The organism is Mycolicibacter sinensis (assembly GCF_001667945.1).
Lineage (GTDB): Bacteria > Actinomycetota > Actinomycetes > Mycobacteriales > Mycobacteriaceae > Mycobacterium > Mycobacterium sinense_B.
The window spans coordinates 25,152-41,622 of the sequence record NZ_LZJK01000040.1; the positions used below are offsets into that span (position 1 = coordinate 25,152).

At 69.0% G+C, this 16,471-nt stretch carries 14 protein-coding genes and 1 other RNA gene; 6 read left to right on the forward strand and 9 right to left on the reverse strand.

Going from position 1 to position 16,471, the window contains the following annotated elements; all coding sequences use genetic code 11:
- Positions 1-9: 9 nt before the first annotated feature.
- From A5694_RS05005 to A5694_RS05025, 5 genes are read right to left on the reverse strand one after another with little or no spacing between them, the layout of a single operon-like run.
- Positions 10-654: a PaaI family thioesterase gene (locus tag A5694_RS05005; protein ID WP_082952515.1), complete on the reverse strand. Its 645-nt coding sequence runs from the start codon at positions 652-654 to the stop codon at positions 10-12.
- Positions 655-669: 15 nt separating this feature from the next.
- On the reverse strand, positions 670-3,663 hold the full coding sequence (locus A5694_RS05010) for a bifunctional [glutamine synthetase] adenylyltransferase/[glutamine synthetase]-adenylyl-L-tyrosine phosphorylase (RefSeq protein ID WP_064920751.1): 2,994 nt from the start codon (positions 3,661-3,663) through the stop codon (positions 670-672).
- A gap of 12 nt (positions 3,664-3,675) precedes the next feature.
- Positions 3,676-5,016, reverse strand: coding sequence for a type I glutamate--ammonia ligase (gene glnA / locus A5694_RS05015; RefSeq protein WP_064920752.1), 1,341 nt, complete (start codon positions 5,014-5,016; stop codon positions 3,676-3,678).
- Positions 5,017-5,036: 20 nt separating this feature from the next.
- Entirely contained in the window at positions 5,037-6,578 is a 1,542-nt protein-coding gene (locus tag A5694_RS05020; RefSeq protein ID WP_064920753.1) for an alpha/beta hydrolase, read from the reverse strand.
- Positions 6,579-6,628: 50 nt separating this feature from the next.
- Positions 6,629-8,011 (reverse strand): WS/DGAT/MGAT family O-acyltransferase, encoded by a 1,383-nt coding sequence (locus A5694_RS05025; RefSeq protein ID WP_064920754.1) that lies wholly within the window; start codon positions 8,009-8,011, stop codon positions 6,629-6,631.
- A 157-nt stretch (positions 8,012-8,168) separates the two neighbouring features.
- Here A5694_RS05025 and panB point away from each other — a divergent pair, with 157 nt between their 5' ends.
- A complete protein-coding gene (gene panB, locus A5694_RS05030) occupies positions 8,169-9,008 on the forward strand; it encodes a 3-methyl-2-oxobutanoate hydroxymethyltransferase (RefSeq protein WP_064920755.1) in 840 nt (279 codons plus the stop codon).
- 56 nt (positions 9,009-9,064) lie between these two features.
- Entirely contained in the window at positions 9,065-10,483 is a 1,419-nt protein-coding gene (locus A5694_RS05035; RefSeq protein ID WP_064920756.1) for a CYTH and CHAD domain-containing protein, read from the forward strand.
- 85 nt (positions 10,484-10,568) lie between these two features.
- Here A5694_RS05035 and A5694_RS05040 read toward each other — a convergent pair whose 3' ends face one another.
- Positions 10,569-11,030: a hypothetical protein gene (locus tag A5694_RS05040; RefSeq protein ID WP_064920757.1), complete on the reverse strand. Its 462-nt coding sequence runs from the start codon at positions 11,028-11,030 to the stop codon at positions 10,569-10,571.
- A 303-nt stretch (positions 11,031-11,333) separates the two neighbouring features.
- An RNA gene (rnpB, locus tag A5694_RS05045) (RNase P RNA component class A) lies at positions 11,334-11,720 on the reverse strand.
- 58 nt (positions 11,721-11,778) lie between these two features.
- On the opposite strand from rnpB, the gene A5694_RS05050 reads away from it, so the two are divergent.
- Positions 11,779-12,498, forward strand: a complete 720-nt coding sequence (locus tag A5694_RS05050; protein ID WP_064920758.1) for a 2OG-Fe(II) oxygenase — start codon at positions 11,779-11,781, stop codon at positions 12,496-12,498.
- A gap of 7 nt (positions 12,499-12,505) precedes the next feature.
- Here A5694_RS05050 and A5694_RS05055 read toward each other — a convergent pair whose 3' ends face one another.
- Both A5694_RS05055 and A5694_RS05060 read right to left on the reverse strand, forming a co-directional pair.
- A complete protein-coding gene (locus A5694_RS05055) occupies positions 12,506-13,138 on the reverse strand; it encodes a class I SAM-dependent methyltransferase (RefSeq protein WP_064920759.1) in 633 nt (210 codons plus the stop codon).
- The gene (locus A5694_RS05060) at positions 13,131-14,090 is read right to left on the reverse strand and encodes an NAD(P)/FAD-dependent oxidoreductase (RefSeq protein ID WP_064920760.1); all 960 of its coding nucleotides are present in this window, start codon (positions 14,088-14,090) and stop codon (positions 13,131-13,133) included. The genes A5694_RS05055 and A5694_RS05060 overlap by 8 nt, the downstream gene beginning before the upstream one ends.
- A gap of 230 nt (positions 14,091-14,320) precedes the next feature.
- On the opposite strand from A5694_RS05060, the gene cysK reads away from it, so the two are divergent.
- From cysK to A5694_RS05075, 3 genes are read left to right on the forward strand one after another with little or no spacing between them, the layout of a single operon-like run.
- A complete protein-coding gene (gene cysK / locus A5694_RS05065) occupies positions 14,321-15,256 on the forward strand; it encodes a cysteine synthase A (RefSeq protein WP_064920761.1) in 936 nt (311 codons plus the stop codon).
- A gap of 9 nt (positions 15,257-15,265) precedes the next feature.
- Complete coding sequence (gene epsC / locus A5694_RS05070) at positions 15,266-15,850, forward strand: serine O-acetyltransferase EpsC (RefSeq protein ID WP_064920762.1); 585 nt, start codon at positions 15,266-15,268, stop codon at positions 15,848-15,850.
- A 39-nt stretch (positions 15,851-15,889) separates the two neighbouring features.
- On the forward strand, positions 15,890-16,465 hold the full coding sequence (locus A5694_RS05075) for a helix-turn-helix domain-containing protein (RefSeq protein ID WP_064920763.1): 576 nt from the start codon (positions 15,890-15,892) through the stop codon (positions 16,463-16,465).
- Positions 16,466-16,471 lie beyond the last annotated feature (6 nt).

Below are 16,471 nucleotides of genomic sequence, written 5' to 3' on the forward strand. Positions count from 1 at the left end.
CTGTGCGACTTAGTCCAGTCCGTCACGCGCCCAGGCCGGCATGATGAACACGCCTTCGGCTTCCACCGTGATTCCGGCTGCATCGGAAATATGGCCGCGCGCATACGTTTTGATGCGTTCCCGGCGGTATACCGAGGCTTCTGCTCGCAGCGGGCCCAGCGGGGTGCCGCGCAAGTACTTCACCGTGATGGTGCCGGTGAACAGCGGCTTGGTCAGTCCGTCGCTGGCCGCCTCACCGAGCAGATGGTCGAGTACCAGGGCACTGACGCCGCCGTGGACCAGCGAGGGCGGGCCCTCATAGGCCGCGCCGAGGTGAAAGTCGCTCCAGCAGTGGCCGTTCTCGCCGTGGTGGATCACCAGCGGCGGGGCGATCGGATTGCGCAACCCGATCACCGCGTTGCCCCACGCCAGCGGCCGCCCGTTGACGACGTAACGCATGCCCGGTGAATCACTGAGGATCCCGGCACGCAGCCGCCCGGTCATCTGGCGGACCGCAGTGGTCACCTCTCGGATCGTGGTGTCGTCGGCTTCGGTGCGGATGGTGGCGTCGATCAGCTCACGTACCGCCTGCGCCAGCGGCCCATACCGTTGCGAGAGCAGCGCGCTCTCGTCGGCGCTGATCGTGGGCACGTCCGAGCCCGCTCCGAAATCCACCACAGATGTTCTCCTCTAATCTCCGAATACCTTGCGCACCACAGCCTTTGCGCGCCGCGTCACCCGCAGGTAGTTGTCCAGGAACTCGCCGCCGTCACCGCCGGGCCAACCGGCGGCCACCGCGACCGCGTTGAGCGCGCGCCCGGCCCCGGGCAGCTGGTCGGTGGGTTTGCCGCGCACCAGGACCAGCGCGTTGCGGGCGCGGGTCGCGGTCAGCCAGGCCTGGCGGAGGCGGTCCACGTCGTCTTCCTCGAGCAGTCCGGCGGCGGCGATGGCGTCCAGGGTCTCCAGGGTCGAGGTGTTGTGCAGCGCCGGAAACCGGTGCGCGTGGCGCAGCTGCAGCAGCTGCACCGTCCACTCGACGTCGGCCAGCCCGCCCCGGCCCAGCTTGGTGTGGGTGTTGGGGTCTGCGCCGCGCGGCAGCCGTTCGGCGTCGACGCGTGCCTTGACCCGGCGGATCTCCCGCACCGCGTCGGCGGACACCCCGCCGGCCGGATACCGGGTCTCATCGACCATCAGCAGAAACCGTCGGCCCAGGTCCGCATCACCGGCGACCCAGTGCGCCCGCAGCAGCGCCTGAATCTCCCAGGGCTGGGCCCACTGGGCGTAGTAGGCCGCATAGGAGGCCAGGGTGCGCACCGGCGGGCCGGTGCGGCCCTCCGGTCGCAGGTTGATGTCGACCTGCAGCGGGGGGTCGGCGCTGGCGGTGCCCAGCAGCGCGCGGACCTGTTCGGCGATCGACGTCGCCCAGCGCACCGCGTCGGCGTCGCTGACGCCCTCGGTGGGCTCGCAGACGAACATGACGTCGGCGTCCGAGCCGTAACCGAGTTCGCGCCCGCCGAGCCGGCCCATCCCGATGACGGCGATGCGCGCCGGGGCCGCCTGGCCGTCATCATCGGGCAGGTTGACCCGGATGATCGCGTCCAGACTGGCCTGCAGCACCGCCACCCACACCGCGGTCAGTGCCGTGCAGACGTCCCGGATTTCGAGCATGCCGAGCAGGTCCGCTGAGGCGATCCGGGCCAGTTCGAAACGGCGCAGGCTGCGGGCGGCTGCGATGGCGCGCACCGGGTCGGCGTAGCGGGCCGCCGACGCGATCAGCGCCCGCGCCACCGCGTCCGGCTCGGAGTCGAGCAGTTTCGGCCCGGACGGACCGTCGCCATAGGCCTGGATGACGTCGGGCGCCCGCATCAACAGCTCCGGGATGTAGGCCGAGGTGCCCAGCACCCGCATCAGCCGCTTGGCGACGGCGCTGCTGTCGCGCAACGTGCTCAGGTACCAGCGGTGGGCGGCCATCGCCTCGCTGAGCCGGCGGTAGGCCAGCAGGCCGGCGTCGGGGTTGGGCGTGTCCGACAGCCAGTACAACAGCTTGGGCAGCAGCACGGTCTGCACCCGGCCGCGGCGGCCGCTCTGGTTGGTCAGCGCCGCCAGATGCGTCAGGGCGTTCTGCGGCGCCTCGTAGCCGAGTGCGGCCAGCTGGCGTTCGGCGGCGCCGGGCGTCAGGCCGCCGGCCAGCTCCAGTCCGGCAGGGCCGACCGCCTCCAGCAGCGGCTGATAGAACAGCTTGGCGTGTAGCCGCGACACCCGCAGGTTCTGGGCCTTGAGCTCCTCGCGCAGCACCCCCAACGCATCGTGGCGTCCGTCCGGGCGGACGTGGGCGGCGCGGGCCAGCCAGCGCAACGCCTCGTCGTCGTCGGGAGGTGGCAGCATGTGGGTGCGCTTGAGGCGCTGCAGCTGCAGCCGGTGTTCGAGCAGCCGGAGGAACTCATACGACGCGGTCAGAGTCGCTGAATCCTCGCGGCCGATGTAGCCGCCGGCGCCGAGCGCGGCCAGGGCATCGACGGTGGAGGCCACGTGCAAGGACTCATCGCTGCGGCCGTGTACCAACTGCAAAAGCTGCACGGCGAACTCCACGTCGCGCAGTCCCCCGGCGCCGAGCTTGATCTCGCGGGCCCGGATCTCGGCGGGCACCAACTGCGCCACCCGCCGGCGCATCGCCTGCACGTCGGCGACGAAATCCTCCCGCTCGCAGGCGGTCCAGACCATCGGCAGCAGTGCGTCGACGTAGGCTCGGCCCAGTTCGGCGTCACCGGCGGCGGGGCGCGCCTTGAGCAGCGCCTGGAACTCCCAGGTCTTGGCCCACCGCTGGTAGTAGGCGACGTGCGATTCCAACGTCCGCACCAGCGCGCCGTGGCGGCCCTCCGGCCGCAGATTGGCGTCCACCTCGAAGAACGCCTCGCCGGCCACCCGCATCAGCTCGCCGGCGATCCGGCTGCTCACCGCGTCGGCCTCCTCGGCGACGAAGATGACGTCGACATCGCTGACGTAATTGAGTTCCCGCGCACCGCATTTGCCCATCGCGATCACGGCCAGGCGCGGCGCAGGATCGGTGCCGCAGACCAGCCTCTCGGCCACCCGCAGCGCCGCTGCCAGCGCGGCGTCGGCCAGATCGGCCAGATGCGCGCCGACGGTCACGAACGGCAGTTCCGGCAGGATCTCGACGGTCGGGGCCAGATCCAGCGCCGCCAGCACCAGGATCCGGTCGCGGTACAGCGCCCGCAGCCGCTCGACGTAGCCGCCGTCTGCCGTCTCGGCGACGCAGTCCAAGAACATGGCGCGCAGCGCATCTGCCGAGGGCAGGGCCAGCCCATAGTCGTCGTCCGTACTGGCCAGCAGCTTCCAGGACTGCGGATGGGTGATGAGGTGATCGCCCAGGGCCAACGAGGATCCCAGTACCCCGAACAGCCGCCCGCGCAGGCCGCGATCGGCCATCAGCGCCGCGCTCAGTTCCGCCCAGTCGATTCCCGGCGCCTCCGACAGCCTTACCAGGGTGCGCAGCGCGGCGTCGGCGTCGGGTGCTCGCGACAGCGCCCACAGCACATCGACATGCGGCTGGGTGTAGGAGCTGTACCAGCCCAGCTGGGTCAGGTCCGCCGCGGCGTACCGGTCGACCAAGCCCAACCGCCCGACGCTGGGCAGCTTGCGGCGCTGCGCTCCGGGGTAGGCCACCAGGCGTCCGGGCTAGAGCGCCAGGTAGTTCTGCAGCTCGTAGGGGGTGACGTGGCTGCGGTAGTTCGCCCACTCCTGGCGCTTGTTACGCAGGAAGAAGTCGAAAACCTGCTCCCCCAACGCTTCTGCGACCAGCTCGGAGTTCTCCATCTCGGAAAGCGCGCGCTCCAAGGTGCCGGGCAGTTCGCGGTAGCCCATCGCCCGGCGTTCCTCGGGCGTCAACGCCCACACGTTGTCCTCGGCCTCCGGGCCGAGTTCGTAGCCCTTCTCCACGCCGCGCAGGCCGGCGGCCAGCAGCACGGCGAAGGTCAGATAGGGGTTGCACGCCGAGTCCGGGCTGCGCACCTCGACACGCCGCGACGACGTCTTGTGCGGGCTGTACATCGGTACCCGCACCAGCGCCGAGCGGTTGGACGCGCCCCAGGACGCCGCCGTGGGTGCCTCCCCGCCGTGGATCAGCCGCTTGTAGGAGTTGACCCACTGGTTGGTGACGGCACTGATCTCGTTGGCGTGCTCCAGGATTCCGGCGATGAACGACTTGGCGGTGTTGGACAGCTGCAAGGGGTCGTCGGGACTGTGGAAGGCGTTGACCTCCCCCTCGAACAGGCTCATGTGGGTGTGCATGGCCGAACCGGCGTACTCCCGGAATGGCTTGGGCATGAACGACGCCCGCACCCCCTCTTTGAGCGCGATCTCCTTGATCAGGTAGCGGAAGGTCATCACGTTGTCGGCCATCGACAGCGCGTCGGCGTAACGCAGGTCGATCTCCTGCTGGCCCGGAGCGTTCTCGTGGTGGCTGTACTCCACCGAGATGCCCATGGTTTCCAGCGCGTCGATCGCGTGCCGGCGGAAGTTGGCCGCCGAGCCGTGGATCGCCTGGTCGAAATAGCCGGCGTCGTCGGCCGGCACCGGCGTGGAACCGTCGTAGGGGCCGGGCTGCAGCAGGAAGAACTCGATCTCGGGATGCACATAGCAGGCGAAGCCCAGTTCTCCGGCCTTGGCCAGTTGCCGGCGCAGCACGTGCCGCGACGACGCCCAGGCCGGGGAACCATCCGGCATGGTGATGTCGCAGAACATCCGTGCCGAGTACTGCCGGCCGTTATCCGACGTCCACGGCAGCAGCTGGAACGTCGACGGGTCGGGGTGGGCGACCATGTCCGATTCGAAGACCCGGGCGAAGCCCTCGATCGCCGAACCGTCGAAGCCCACGCCCTCCTCGAAGGCGCCCTCGAGCTCAGCCGGTGCGATCGCGACCGACTTCAGGTATCCGAGAACGTCGGTGAACCAGAGCCGGACGAAACGGATGTCGCGTTCCTCCAGCGTGCGGAGCACAAACTCCTTCTGACGGTCCATACCGCGAAGCGTAGCAGCGCTCAGCACTTCGCATCGGTTGGCGGCAACGTGCCGTCGACCAGGTAACGCGTGGCGTAGCCGTCGACGCATTCGTTGCCCTGGAACACCACCGTGTGCTGGGTTCCGTTGAACGTCAGCAGGCCCCCGCGCAGCTGCTTGGCCAGGTCCACGCCGGCCTGATAGGGGGTGGCCGGGTCGCGGGTGGTGGACACCACCATCGTCGGCGGCAGGTCCGGTACCGAGATGGTGTGCGGCTCGGTGGTCGGCGGCACCGGCCAGAACGCACAGGTGCCCAGCGGCGCGTCGCCGGTGAACTTTCCGTAGCTCATGAACGGCGCCAGCTCGCGCGAGCGGCGGTCTTCCTCGATCACCTTGGCGCGGTCGGTGACCGGGGGCTGGTCGACGCAGTTCACCGCCACCCGGGCGTCGGTGGCGTTGGTGTAGTGGCCGTTGGCATCGCGGCGCATGTACAGGTCGGCCAGCCCGAGCATGATGTCGCCGCGTCCGTCGGCCAGGTCCGACAGCCCATCGGTGAGGTGCGTCCAGAACGTCGGCGAGTACAGCGCCATGATGGTGCCGACGATCGCGTCGCTGTAGCTGAGCCCGCGCGGATCCTTGGTCTTGGCGCGCTTGTCCACCAGCGGGTCCACCAGACTGTGGTAGACGTCGACGGCCTTGGCCGGGTCGGTTCCCAACGGGCACTCCGGTTCCTTGGCGCAGTCCGCCGCGAAGTCGTCGAACGCCCCCTGGAAGGCCTGCGCCTGGCGCAGGTCCTCCTCGATCGGGTCGGCGTTCGGGTCCACGGCGCCGTCGAGGATCATCGCGCGGACGTTCTGCGGGTAGGCCTCGGCGTAAGCCGCGCCGATTCGAGTGCCGTAGGAGTAGCCCAGGTAGGTCAGCTTCTCGTCGCCCAGCCCGGCCCGGATCGCGTCGAGGTCGCGCGCGACGTTGACGGTGCCGACATTGGCCAAAAACTCTTCGCCGGTCTTTTCCAGGCAGCGCGCGACGTAGTCCTTGGTCTCGTTCTCGATACGCTCCACACCCGCCGGGCTGTAGTCGACTTGGTTGAGGGCCCGCAGCCGGTCGTTCTCCTTGTCGGAGTTGCACCAGACCGCCGGCCGGCTCGACGCCACCCCGCGCGGGTCGAACCCGACCAGATCGAAGCGCTCGCGGACCTTGCGCGGGAGCGTGGAAACCAGGCCCACCGCGGTTTCGATCCCGGACTCCCCCGGCCCGCCCGGGTTGATCACCAGGGAACCGATCTTGTCCTTGGTGGCCGGGAAGCGGATCATGGCCAACCGCGCGATGTCGCCCTGCAGTTTGGAGTAGTCGACCGGCACCGCGATGAAGCCGCACTGCGCGTCGTCGGGCACCTTGATGTTGGTGTCGGCGGTGAATCGACACTTGTCCCAGGAGACCGGCTGGCCGAGCCGTGGCGCGGCCAGCACCGCATGGCCCGGCGTCATCCGGGTGCAGCTGCCGACCGTGAGGGCCACCACCGCGATCGCGAGGCAGGTCAGGGCGGTACGCGCGATCCTGTCGCGGCGGGTCGGCGGGGTCATGACACCACATGCTGCCATGCACCGCTGGGCGCAGTCCGACACCGGGGCGCTCAGCGCGTGGCGTCGAGCAGTTCGTTCATCGCGAGGGTGAAGTCGTCAGCAAGTTCCCACAGGTTCGGCAGCAGTTCGGGGCAGCTGACCAAACCGACGTTGAGGTGGCCGTTCAACGACATCACGGTCACGTTCAGCCCTGACCCGTGGAAGATCGGCCCCAGCGGGTACATCGCGGTGATCTCGCAGCCCAGGAAGTACAGCGGCACCTGCGGGCCCGGGACGTTGGAGATGACCAGGTTGTGCACCGGGCGGGCCGAGGTGAGCCGGGTCTTGGCGTAAAGGCGCATGGCGACACCGAACACCGCTGGCGCGGCGAACTGCGACCAGTCCTGCAGCAGGGTCGCCCCGATCGCCGAACTGTGCTGCTTGGCCACCGCGTTGGCCTCGGAAATCGCCTTGAGCCGCTCTGCGGGGTCGGCGATCTGCGTTTCCAGGCGGGAGAACATGCCGGAGACCTGGTTGCGGCCCGGGCGGTCGGACCTGCCGTGCACCGACACCGGCACCATGGCCACCAGCGACGACTCCGGCAGCTTGCCGCGGTCGCCCAGAAACCTCCGCAACCCGCCTGACACCAGGGCCATCACCACGTCGTTGACCTTGACGCAGAAATGGTCCTTGACCTTCTTGATGTCGTCCAGATCCAGTTGGGCGTAGGCGATGTTGCGGTGGGCGCTGACACTGGCGTTGAACGCGGTCTGCGGCGCGGCGAACGGCGCCGCCATCGTCTCGCCGGTACGCACCCGCTGCACCGTCTTGGCCACTGATGACACGGTGCGCGGCAACACATTGACCAGATTGAGTGGCCGGCTCACGAATCGGACCAGCCCGCCCGCCACGATCGCCAGCCCACTGGCATCGCCGGGACCCTCGACCGGCTCTGGACGCGGGGAGTCGATCTCGGTGCTGCACATCTGCGACAGCATGTTCGCGCCGGTGACCCCGTCGACGCCGGCGTGGTGCATCTTCATCAGCACCGCAATGCGGCCGTCGGCTCTGCCGTCCAGGCCCTCGATGACCCACGACTCCCACAGCGGCCGGGTGCGGTCCAGCGGCAGCGACACGAGGTGCCCGGCGATTTCGGACAGCTCCACCCGCCCGCCCGGCGGCGGCAACCCGATGCGGTGCACGTGGCGGTTGATGTGAAAATCGCGGTCCTCCACCCAGACCGGGTGGTCGAGATTGAGGGGGTTGTCGGCGAGCTTCTCCCGGAACTGCGGCATCGCGGTGATGCGCTGCGCAAGTTCGTCGCGGAGCCGCTCGAAGCGGTAGCCGCCCGGCATGGTGGCCGTGTCAAGCTCCAGAATCGAGCAGACGTGCAACGGCTGTTGCGGAGTCTCCAAGTACAGGAAACTGGCGTCGAGCCCGCTGAGCCACTGCATGCCGCTGATCGTAGGCCGGTGCGATGCAACTGTGAGGAAATCCACTCCACCTGCTGGTTCAGCTGTGCGGGCGCAGGTGGCACACTGGCTGCTGTCAGACGACCCGGGGACCCGGCTAGGGCTTCGAGGATCGACCCGACCACTTCAAGGGACAACGATGTCTGAGCACATTTATGGCTCTTCGCCCGAACCTGCCCGCATTGCTCCGAAGACCCGCGTTCATCATCTGCAGCAGATGAAGGCCGAGGGCCGCAAATGGGGGATGCTCACGGTCTACGACTACTCCTCCGCCCGGATCTTCGACGACGCCGGCATCCCGGTGCTGCTGGTCGGCGACTCGGCGGCCAATGTGGTCTACGGCTACGACACCACGGTGGCGATCACGATCGATGAGCTGCTCCCGCTGGTGCGCGCGGTGGTGCGCGGCGCCCCGCATGCGCTGGTGGTCGCCGACCTGCCGTTCGGCTCGTACGAGGGCGGCCCGGCGGCGGCGCTGGCCACCGCCACCCGGTTCATGAAGGAAGGCGGCGCGCACGCGGTCAAGCTCGAAGGCGGTGAGCGGGTGGCCGACCAGATCGCGACGCTGACCGCGGCCGGGATCCCGGTGATGGCCCACATCGGCTTCACCCCGCAGAGCGTGAACACGCTGGGCGGTTACCGGGTGCAGGGCCGTGGTGACGCCGCCGAGCAGACCATTCATGATGCGATCGCGGTGGCCGAAGCCGGAGCGTTCGCGGTGGTGATGGAGATGGTGCCGGCCGAGCTGGCCACCCAGATCACCGGCAAGCTGACCATTCCCACCGTCGGGATCGGCGCCGGCCCCAACTGCGACGCCCAGGTGCTGGTGTGGCAGGACATGGCGGGGATGACCACCGGTAAAACCGCCCGATTCGTCAAGCGCTTCGGCGAGGTGGGCGCTGAATTGCACCGCGCGGCAACGCAATACGCCGAAGAGGTCGCGGCCGGAACCTTCCCCGCCGAGGAGCACTGCTTCTAGAACGACTGCTTTGAGAACGCGGTGTCGGGGCGGTCCGGATGTGACAGGCTGGAGGCGTGTCGGCAACCGACCCGAACACCGCCCAATATCGCGAGGTGGAACGCAAATTCGACGTTGACGCGTCGGCCACCTCGCCGTCCTTCGACGACATCGCCGGGGTCGCCCGAGTTGAGCAGTTGCCGGAGCAGGCGCTTGCGGCCGTGTACTTCGATACACCCGGTCACGACCTGGCGGCCCGACGAGTTACGTTGCGCCGGCGCACCGGCGGTCCCGACCCGGGCTGGCACCTGAAGCTTCCTACCGGGCCGGACACCCGCACCGAGGTGCGCGCACCCCTGGGCCCGGAGATTCCGAACGACCTGCTCGACACGGTGGCAGCGATCGTCAGGGATCAGCCGCTGGCACCCGTGGCACGAATCTGTACCGCCCGCAGCGTGGTGGTGCTGCGCGACGATCGGGGCGAGGTGCTGGCTGAGTTCTGCGACGACCAGGTCACCGCCTCGGCCGAAGGCTCCGAGCACGAGCAAACCGAACAGCACTGGCGGGAATGGGAACTGGAACTGGGCTACGGGGACCTCGAGTTGCTGGACCGGCTGAGCCACCGGCTGCTCGACACCGGCGCCGGGCCGGCCGGCTACGGCTCCAAACTGGCCCGGGTGCTCGGCGCGCCGGCGGTGCCCGCGCACCCGACCGATCGCCTACATCGGGCGCTGGCCGAGCAGATCGAGCAACTGCTGGTCGCCGATCGCGCGATGCGTGCCGACGCCGATGATGCGGTTCATCAGATGCGGGTGACGATCCGACGGATCCGCAGCCTGCTGCACGGCGAGGAGTCGGCGCACGCCCAGCTGCTCGGCGAATTGCGGGAATTGGGTGCGGTGCTGGGTGTCGCCCGCGACGCCGAGGTCCTGGCCCAGCGTTATCAGCAGGCGCTCGACGAGCTGAGGCCAGAACTGGTCCGTGGGCCGGTGGGCGAACGGCTGGTCGACGGTTCGCTGCGCCGCTACCAGACAGGACGACGACGCAGCCTGGCCGCGATGCGCTCCCCGCGGTACTTCCGGCTGCTCGATGGCCTCGACGATCTGGTCAACGCGTCGGCCGCCGAGCGGTACGCCACCGTCGACATCGCCTACCGGCGGCTGCGCAAGGCGGTGAAGGCCGCCAAGACGGCCGCCGACCGCGACGCGGCGCTGCACCGGATCCGCAAGGCCGCCAAGCGGCTGCGGTACGCCGCCGCAGCCGCGAATGAGAAGAAGATCGCCAAGCGGGCGAAGGCGATTCAGAGTCTGCTCGGCGACCACCAGGACAGCGTGGTCAGCCGGGCGCATCTGCTTCAACAGGCGGATGCCGCGCTGGCCGCCGGCCAGGACACCTTCACCTACGGGCTGCTGTATGCCCGGGAGGCCGAGCTGGCTGCGCAGAGCCGGGCGAAGTTGAGGCCTGCACTGCGCAAACTCGACCGGGCGGTTCAGTGAGGCTCGACCCTCATGCCATCGTCGCCACCCCAGCTGCCACCGCCCCAGCCAGCGGGTTGGGGGCGCTGCCCTACCTCGAGGGCACCTATTCCCCCGCGGATGTTCCCGCCAGTGCGTCGAGTACCCGATCGATGAACCGGTCGGCGTTACCACGAAGGCTGTCGTTCGTGTGTTGGGCCGTGTCGACCTCAATCGCAGTTCCCGATGCAAAGCGCACCACCATTGCGCGCCGGTACGTTCGTTCCCCGAAAGCGTCCGCCGAACCATAGGCGTTGATGTCGACCCCGGTGACCTGGCTCAGCGGCCGGATCAGCGCATCCAGATCCTGCTCCTCCGCAGCGTCCGCGATGTAGTCCAGCTGTCCGATCACGTGCCTGTCGATCCACACAAGACGGCACTGCTGATCTGGCAACGTCTCGCGGGCGAAGCCGTCAACCGGCCATCGCCTAACCAGCTCGCCGATCTGCTCAACCACGATCCTGGGCGGCCGCGACCAGTCCGGGAATACGTCCCTGGCGATCTGCCGGAGTTGCTCTTCGTTCGTCATGGACGAAAAAGTTAGCCCGCAATGCTTGCGGCCGCAGAGTGGCCGACGGCAGCGTGTTCACACCGCCTGCCTGCGCTCCCCCGGCGTATTCACCGCGCCGTATCGCACGCATGGCAGCAGCCGCACGCTGCCGTTCGTTCAACCCATCGGGTTGACGCCGGTACCCGACCGCAGCCCCACGCCCGGGGCTGGTGGCCGGACTCCGACGACCCGACCCATGAGGCTATCGACTCGGTGCTCGGTGATTCCGCTGCGTACCGGCACCGCCTCGAAGGGGTAAACGCGCTGGTCAACGTTGCAGGGCGAACGAGTTGGCCTGTAAGCCGGATTCTGTTCCGCACCGCTTACGCGACGCGGCGGCGACCATCCATCTGGGCACACCGTCGCCGGGTACCTCAAGCGGCCTACCCGCAGATTCGGGCGAGCAGCCCTCAAACACCTGCGCGACCGCACCGCAGTGCGGCCTTCTTGGCCTTGCTTCGGGTGGGGTTTACCGAGCCGTACCGGTCACCCGGCACGCTGGTGCGCTCTTACCGCACCGTTTCACCCTTACCACCTGGCGGTGGCGGTCTGTTTTCTGTGGCACTATCCCGCGAGTCACCTCGGATTGCTGTTAGCAATCACCCTGCTCTGTGAAGTCCGGACTTTCCTCGACCCGCTTGCGCGCGCCGCGGCCGCCCGGCCAACTCGTCCGCGCTGATCACCGTACCGCCAAGCGTCGGCGCAGGCCAACCGGCATGATGGCGCCGTGGGCGTAACAACACCGTGGCAAAAGCGGGTGGACGCCGGCGACTGGGATGCCATCGCCGCCGAACTCGACGACTGCGGCGGCGCGCTGCTGCCCCGGCTGCTGACGGTGCCCGAGGCCGCGCGCCTGCGCCGGATCTACGCCGACGATGAGCGCTTCCGCGCCACCGTCGACATGCAGCGCCACCGCTACGGCTCCGGCCAATACCGGTACTTCGCCGCGCCGGCACCAGATCCCGTCGATGCGCTCAAGCGGGCGCTGTATCCGCACCTGCTGCCGATCGCCCGGGACTGGGCGGCCCGGCTGCGACGCGACGCGCCCTGGCCGGACGACTTCGACGAATGGCTGCAGCGCTGCCATGCGGCCGGGCAGACCAAACCCACCGCGCTGATGCTGCATTACGGTCAAGGTGATTGGAATGCCTTGCACCGCGACCTCTACGGTGACTTGGTATTTCCGCTGCAGGTGGTGATCAACCTGTCCGATCCGGCCACCGACTACACCGGCGGTGAGTTCCTATTGGTCGAACAGCGGCCGCGAGCCCAATCCCGCGGCACCGCCACCCAATTGCCGCAGGGGCACGGCTATGTGTTCACCACCCGCGACCGGCCGGTGCGTTCCACCCGGGGCTGGTCGACGGCACCGGTGCGCCATGGCGTCTCGGCCATCCGCTCCGGCGAGCGCTACACCCTCGGGTTGATCTTCCACGACGCCGCGTGAGGCCGCGTTATCCGGTGCGGCGCAGCAGGATCACGTTGTCAGTCAGGGTCGCGGTCTGACCGTCGGGCCCGAGAGCGTCGCGGTCGACCGGCTCCGCCCGCAACCGCTCCCAGCGCGCCTCGTCGAGGTGCAAATCGGACAGCACCTCCTCGACCGTGGCGAACCGATGGTCATGAGCCTGCTCGCCGGCCCATGGCGGCGCGGCGCCGTGGTCGACGATCAGCAGCCGCCCGCCCACCGCGACGGCATCGGCGGCGCGACGCAGCACCGTCTCGCGGTCCAGCCGCACCGGGGAGTGCAGGAACTGTGCCGACACCAGGTCGAACCGACCGTCCGGGAAGCTGGTCGACAGGTCATGACGCTGGAAGCTGATGCGGGACAACACATCCCGTTTCTGCGCAGCGGCCCGGGCCCGGTCCAGGGCGTTGGCGGAGACGTCGACGGCGACCACCTGCCAACCGTCCTCGGCCAGCCAGATGGCATCCGCGCCCTCGCCGCAGCCCAGGTCCAGTGCCCGGCCCGGCGCGAGATCAGCGGCGACCTCGGCGAGCCGGAGGTTGACCTGCCCGCTCCAGACCCGCTCGTCGCCGCCGTAGAACTGTTCCCAGAACTCCCGCGCGTCCTGTACCGACTCAGTCATCGCTCAGCGCTCCGGTGGCCACCCCTGGCAGCGGTAAGCCGTAGTCGTCGGCGGCCAGGCTCTGTACCACCGCCGCTGCCGCCCGCGAACCCGCCGCGATCGCGGCGGCGACCTGCGGCATCTCCCCGGTCAGGTCGCCGGCGGCAAACACCCCGGGAACCGACGTGCGGCACAGCGGGTCCACGCCGACCGGGTCTTCGGCGGCGGGGCCGGGTCCGGTGATGTCCACGCCGAGGCACTCGGCGAGCCGATCACGCTGCCGCATGCCCGTTGCGGCCAGCAGCCCGCGTCGCGCCAGTCGGCTGCCATCGGCGAACACCACCGCCGCCAATTCCCCCTCGGCTGCCTCCAGCGCCGCGATCGGCCGCTCGTCGATCTCGATGCCGGCAGCGGCCAGTCGGGTGCGGCCGGCGTCGTCGAGCTCGACCGAACCGTCGCCGAGCACCACGATGTCGTCGCTCCAGCACCGCAACAACAGCGCCAGGTGCACCGCGCGGTCGCCGCGGGCCAGCACCGCCAGCGGTTGATCGGCCACCTCCCAGCCGTGGCAGAACGGGCAGTGGAATACCGAACGGCCCCACAGCTCATCCACACCGGGTAGCGCCGGCGGCAAGTAGGCCATGCCGGTGGCCAGCAGCAACCGGCGGGCCCGATGGCTGGTGCCGTCGGCCAAGCGCACGACGAAACCCCGTTCCCCGCGCTCGATGCCGGTCGCCTCGCCGGAGCGGACCTGCACACCGTAGGACGCGAGTTCGCCGCGGCCCAGCGCATACAGCTCGGCCGGAGGACGCCCGTCATGGCCCAACAGGCCGCCGATGCCCGTGGCGGCCAAGTTGCTCTGCTCCCCCGCGTCGATCACCAGCGTGGTGCGCCGGGCTCGGCCCAGCACCAGCCCCGCGCTGAGCCCGGCCGCCCCGCCGCCCACGACGATGCAGTCCCAGATTTCATTCATGCATCCGAGCATTCCGGCCGGCCCCAGAAGGTGGCAACCCAATTTGCTAGTTAGGCAAATGGCGCGGGCGTCGGTCGATCGGCGTGCCAGGGCCCCTGCAGGTGGGACGCGAGGCCTTCTTCTGGGCCGTTCGCCATACCGCCGAGCCCGGCTCCTAGCATCGTTTACGGGGTCTGTTTACCTGGAGTAGCCACGCGGTACCGGACGAGCAGCGAGAGATAAGGTCTCCTATGGGCAGGATCTACGACAACGTCGCCGAACTGGTCGGGCACACCCCGCTCGTGCGGCTCAATCGACTGACCGACGGCCTCGACGCCCAGGTCGTGGCCAAGCTGGAGTTCTACAACCCCGCCAGCAGCGTCAAAGACCGGATCGGGGTGGCGATCATCGACGCCGCCGAGCGCTCCGGTGAGCTGCGGCCCGGCGGAACGATCGTCGAAGCCACCAGCGGCAACACCGGCATCGCGCTGGCGATGGTCGGTGCGGCGCGCGGCTACAAGGTGATCCTCACCATGCCGGACACGATGTCCACCGAACGCCGGGTGATGCTTCGCGCCTTCGGCGCCGAAATCGTGTTGACGCCCGGCTCCGAGGGGATGTCCGGCGCGGTGGCCAAGGCCAAGCAGATCATCGCCGAGACCGACAACGCCGTCGCCGCCGATCAGTTCGCCAACCCCGCCAACCCGCAGATCCATGCGACGACGACCGCCGAGGAGATCTGGTCGGACACCGCAGGCGCCGTCGACATCTTCGTCGCCGGCATCGGCACCGGTGGCACGCTGACCGGCGTGGGCCACGCCCTCAAGGCACGCAAGCCCGAGGTCAGCATCGTCGGGGTCGAGCCGAAAGACTCCCCGATCCTCAACGGCGGCGACCCCGGACCCCACAAGCTCCAGGGCCTCGGACCGAATTTCGTGCCTGAGGTGCTCGACCGGGAGGTCTACGACGAGATCATCGATGTCACGTTCGAGGACGCCATCCAGGTCGCCCGCGAGCTCGGCACCGCCGAGGGCATCCTCGGTGGCATCTCTGCGGGCGCAAACGTCTGGGCCGCATTGGAATTGGCCAAACGCCCGGAAAATGCCGGCAAACTCATCGTCGTAGTCATCCCCGACTTCGGCGAACGCTACATCTCGACCCCGCTGTTCGAGCACATCAGGGAATAATCACACACCATGAGCCTGCTATCGGCTGTACGCGAAGACCTGCGCAACGCGCGGGCGCATGACCCGGCGGCACGCGGGGATGTCGAGAATGCCTTGGTCTACTCCGGTCTGCACGCCATCTGGTCACACCGTGTGGCACACCGGCTTTGGCACCGCCCGGCTCTCCGCGGCGCCGCCCGGCTGCTCTCCCAGGTCACCCGCCTGGTCACCGGGATCGAAATCCATCCGGGTGCCACCATCGGCCGGCGGTTCTTCATCGACCACGGGATGGGCGTCGTGATCGGCGAGACCACCGAGATCGGCGACGACGTGATGCTCTATCACGGGGTGACGCTGGGCGGCCGCTCCCTGAACAAAGGCAAGCGCCACCCGACGGTGGGCAACCGGGTGACCATCGGTGCCGGTGCAAAAGTGCTGGGGCCCTTACGTATCGGCGATGACTCCGCGATCGGCGCCAATGCCGTCATCACCCATGACGTGCCGGCGAATTCGATCGCCACCGGCATCCCCGCGGTGGTGCGCGCCCGCACCGAAAACCAGCGCGAGCCGGGCGTCGACCCGACCTCCTACATCGACCCGGCAATGTACATCTGACCTTGCCCGCCCCGCCACCAGGTGGCAAGCTTGCTTGCCATGTCGGCAAACGACGAGGAAAGCAGCGTCGACCTGCGGGTGCGGCGACGGCTGCGTGAGCTGCGCACCCAGCAGGGCCTGACGCTGGAGGACGTGGCCACCCGCGCCCGCATCGACGTCTCCACGCTGAGCCGGCTGGAGTCCGGCAAGCGGCGCCTGGCGTTGGATCATCTGCCCAGGCTGGCCGAGGCCCTCGCGGTCAGCACCGACGAATTGCTGCGTGCCCCCGAACGCCCCGACCCGCGGGTGCGCGGCGCCTCCCAGACCCACCACGGCATCACCTACTGGCCGCTGACCCGGCACGGTCCGGCCGGTGGCCTGCATGCCTTCAAGATCCGGGTCAGCGTGCGGCGCCGCCGCCCCGCGCAGTTACCGGTGCACCAGGGCCACGAGTGGATGTACGTGCTGTCCGGCCGCCTGCGGCTGGTGCTCGGCGACGACGATTTCCTGATCGGGCCGGGCGAGGCGGTCGAATTCTCCACCTGGACCCCGCACTGGTTCGCCGCGGTCGACGGGCCGGCCGAGGCGATCATGATCTTCGGCGCCCACGGCGAACGGGTGCACCTGCACGACTGAGGCGCC

Bases quoted from the DNA above. Each gene is read 5' to 3' on its own strand.
- glnA (WP_064920752.1), bottom strand. From the start codon at position 5,016: ATGGACCGTCAGAAGGAGTTTGTGCTCCGCACGCTGGAGGAACGCGAC.
- A5694_RS05020 (WP_064920753.1), bottom strand. From the start codon at position 6,578: ATGACCCCGCCGACCCGCCGCGACAGGATCGCGCGTACCGCCCTGACC.
- A5694_RS05025 (WP_064920754.1), bottom strand. From the start codon at position 8,011: ATGCAGTGGCTCAGCGGGCTCGACGCCAGTTTCCTGTACTTGGAGACT.
- panB (WP_064920755.1), top strand. From the start codon at position 8,169: ATGTCTGAGCACATTTATGGCTCTTCGCCCGAACCTGCCCGCATTGCT.
- A5694_RS05040 (WP_064920757.1), bottom strand. From the start codon at position 11,030: ATGACGAACGAAGAGCAACTCCGGCAGATCGCCAGGGACGTATTCCCG.
- A5694_RS05055 (WP_064920759.1), bottom strand. From the start codon at position 13,138: ATGACTGAGTCGGTACAGGACGCGCGGGAGTTCTGGGAACAGTTCTAC.
- A5694_RS05060 (WP_064920760.1), bottom strand. From the start codon at position 14,090: ATGAATGAAATCTGGGACTGCATCGTCGTGGGCGGCGGGGCGGCCGGG.
- cysK (WP_064920761.1), top strand. From the start codon at position 14,321: ATGGGCAGGATCTACGACAACGTCGCCGAACTGGTCGGGCACACCCCG.
- epsC (WP_064920762.1), top strand. From the start codon at position 15,266: ATGAGCCTGCTATCGGCTGTACGCGAAGACCTGCGCAACGCGCGGGCG.
- A5694_RS05075 (WP_064920763.1), top strand. From the start codon at position 15,890: ATGTCGGCAAACGACGAGGAAAGCAGCGTCGACCTGCGGGTGCGGCGA.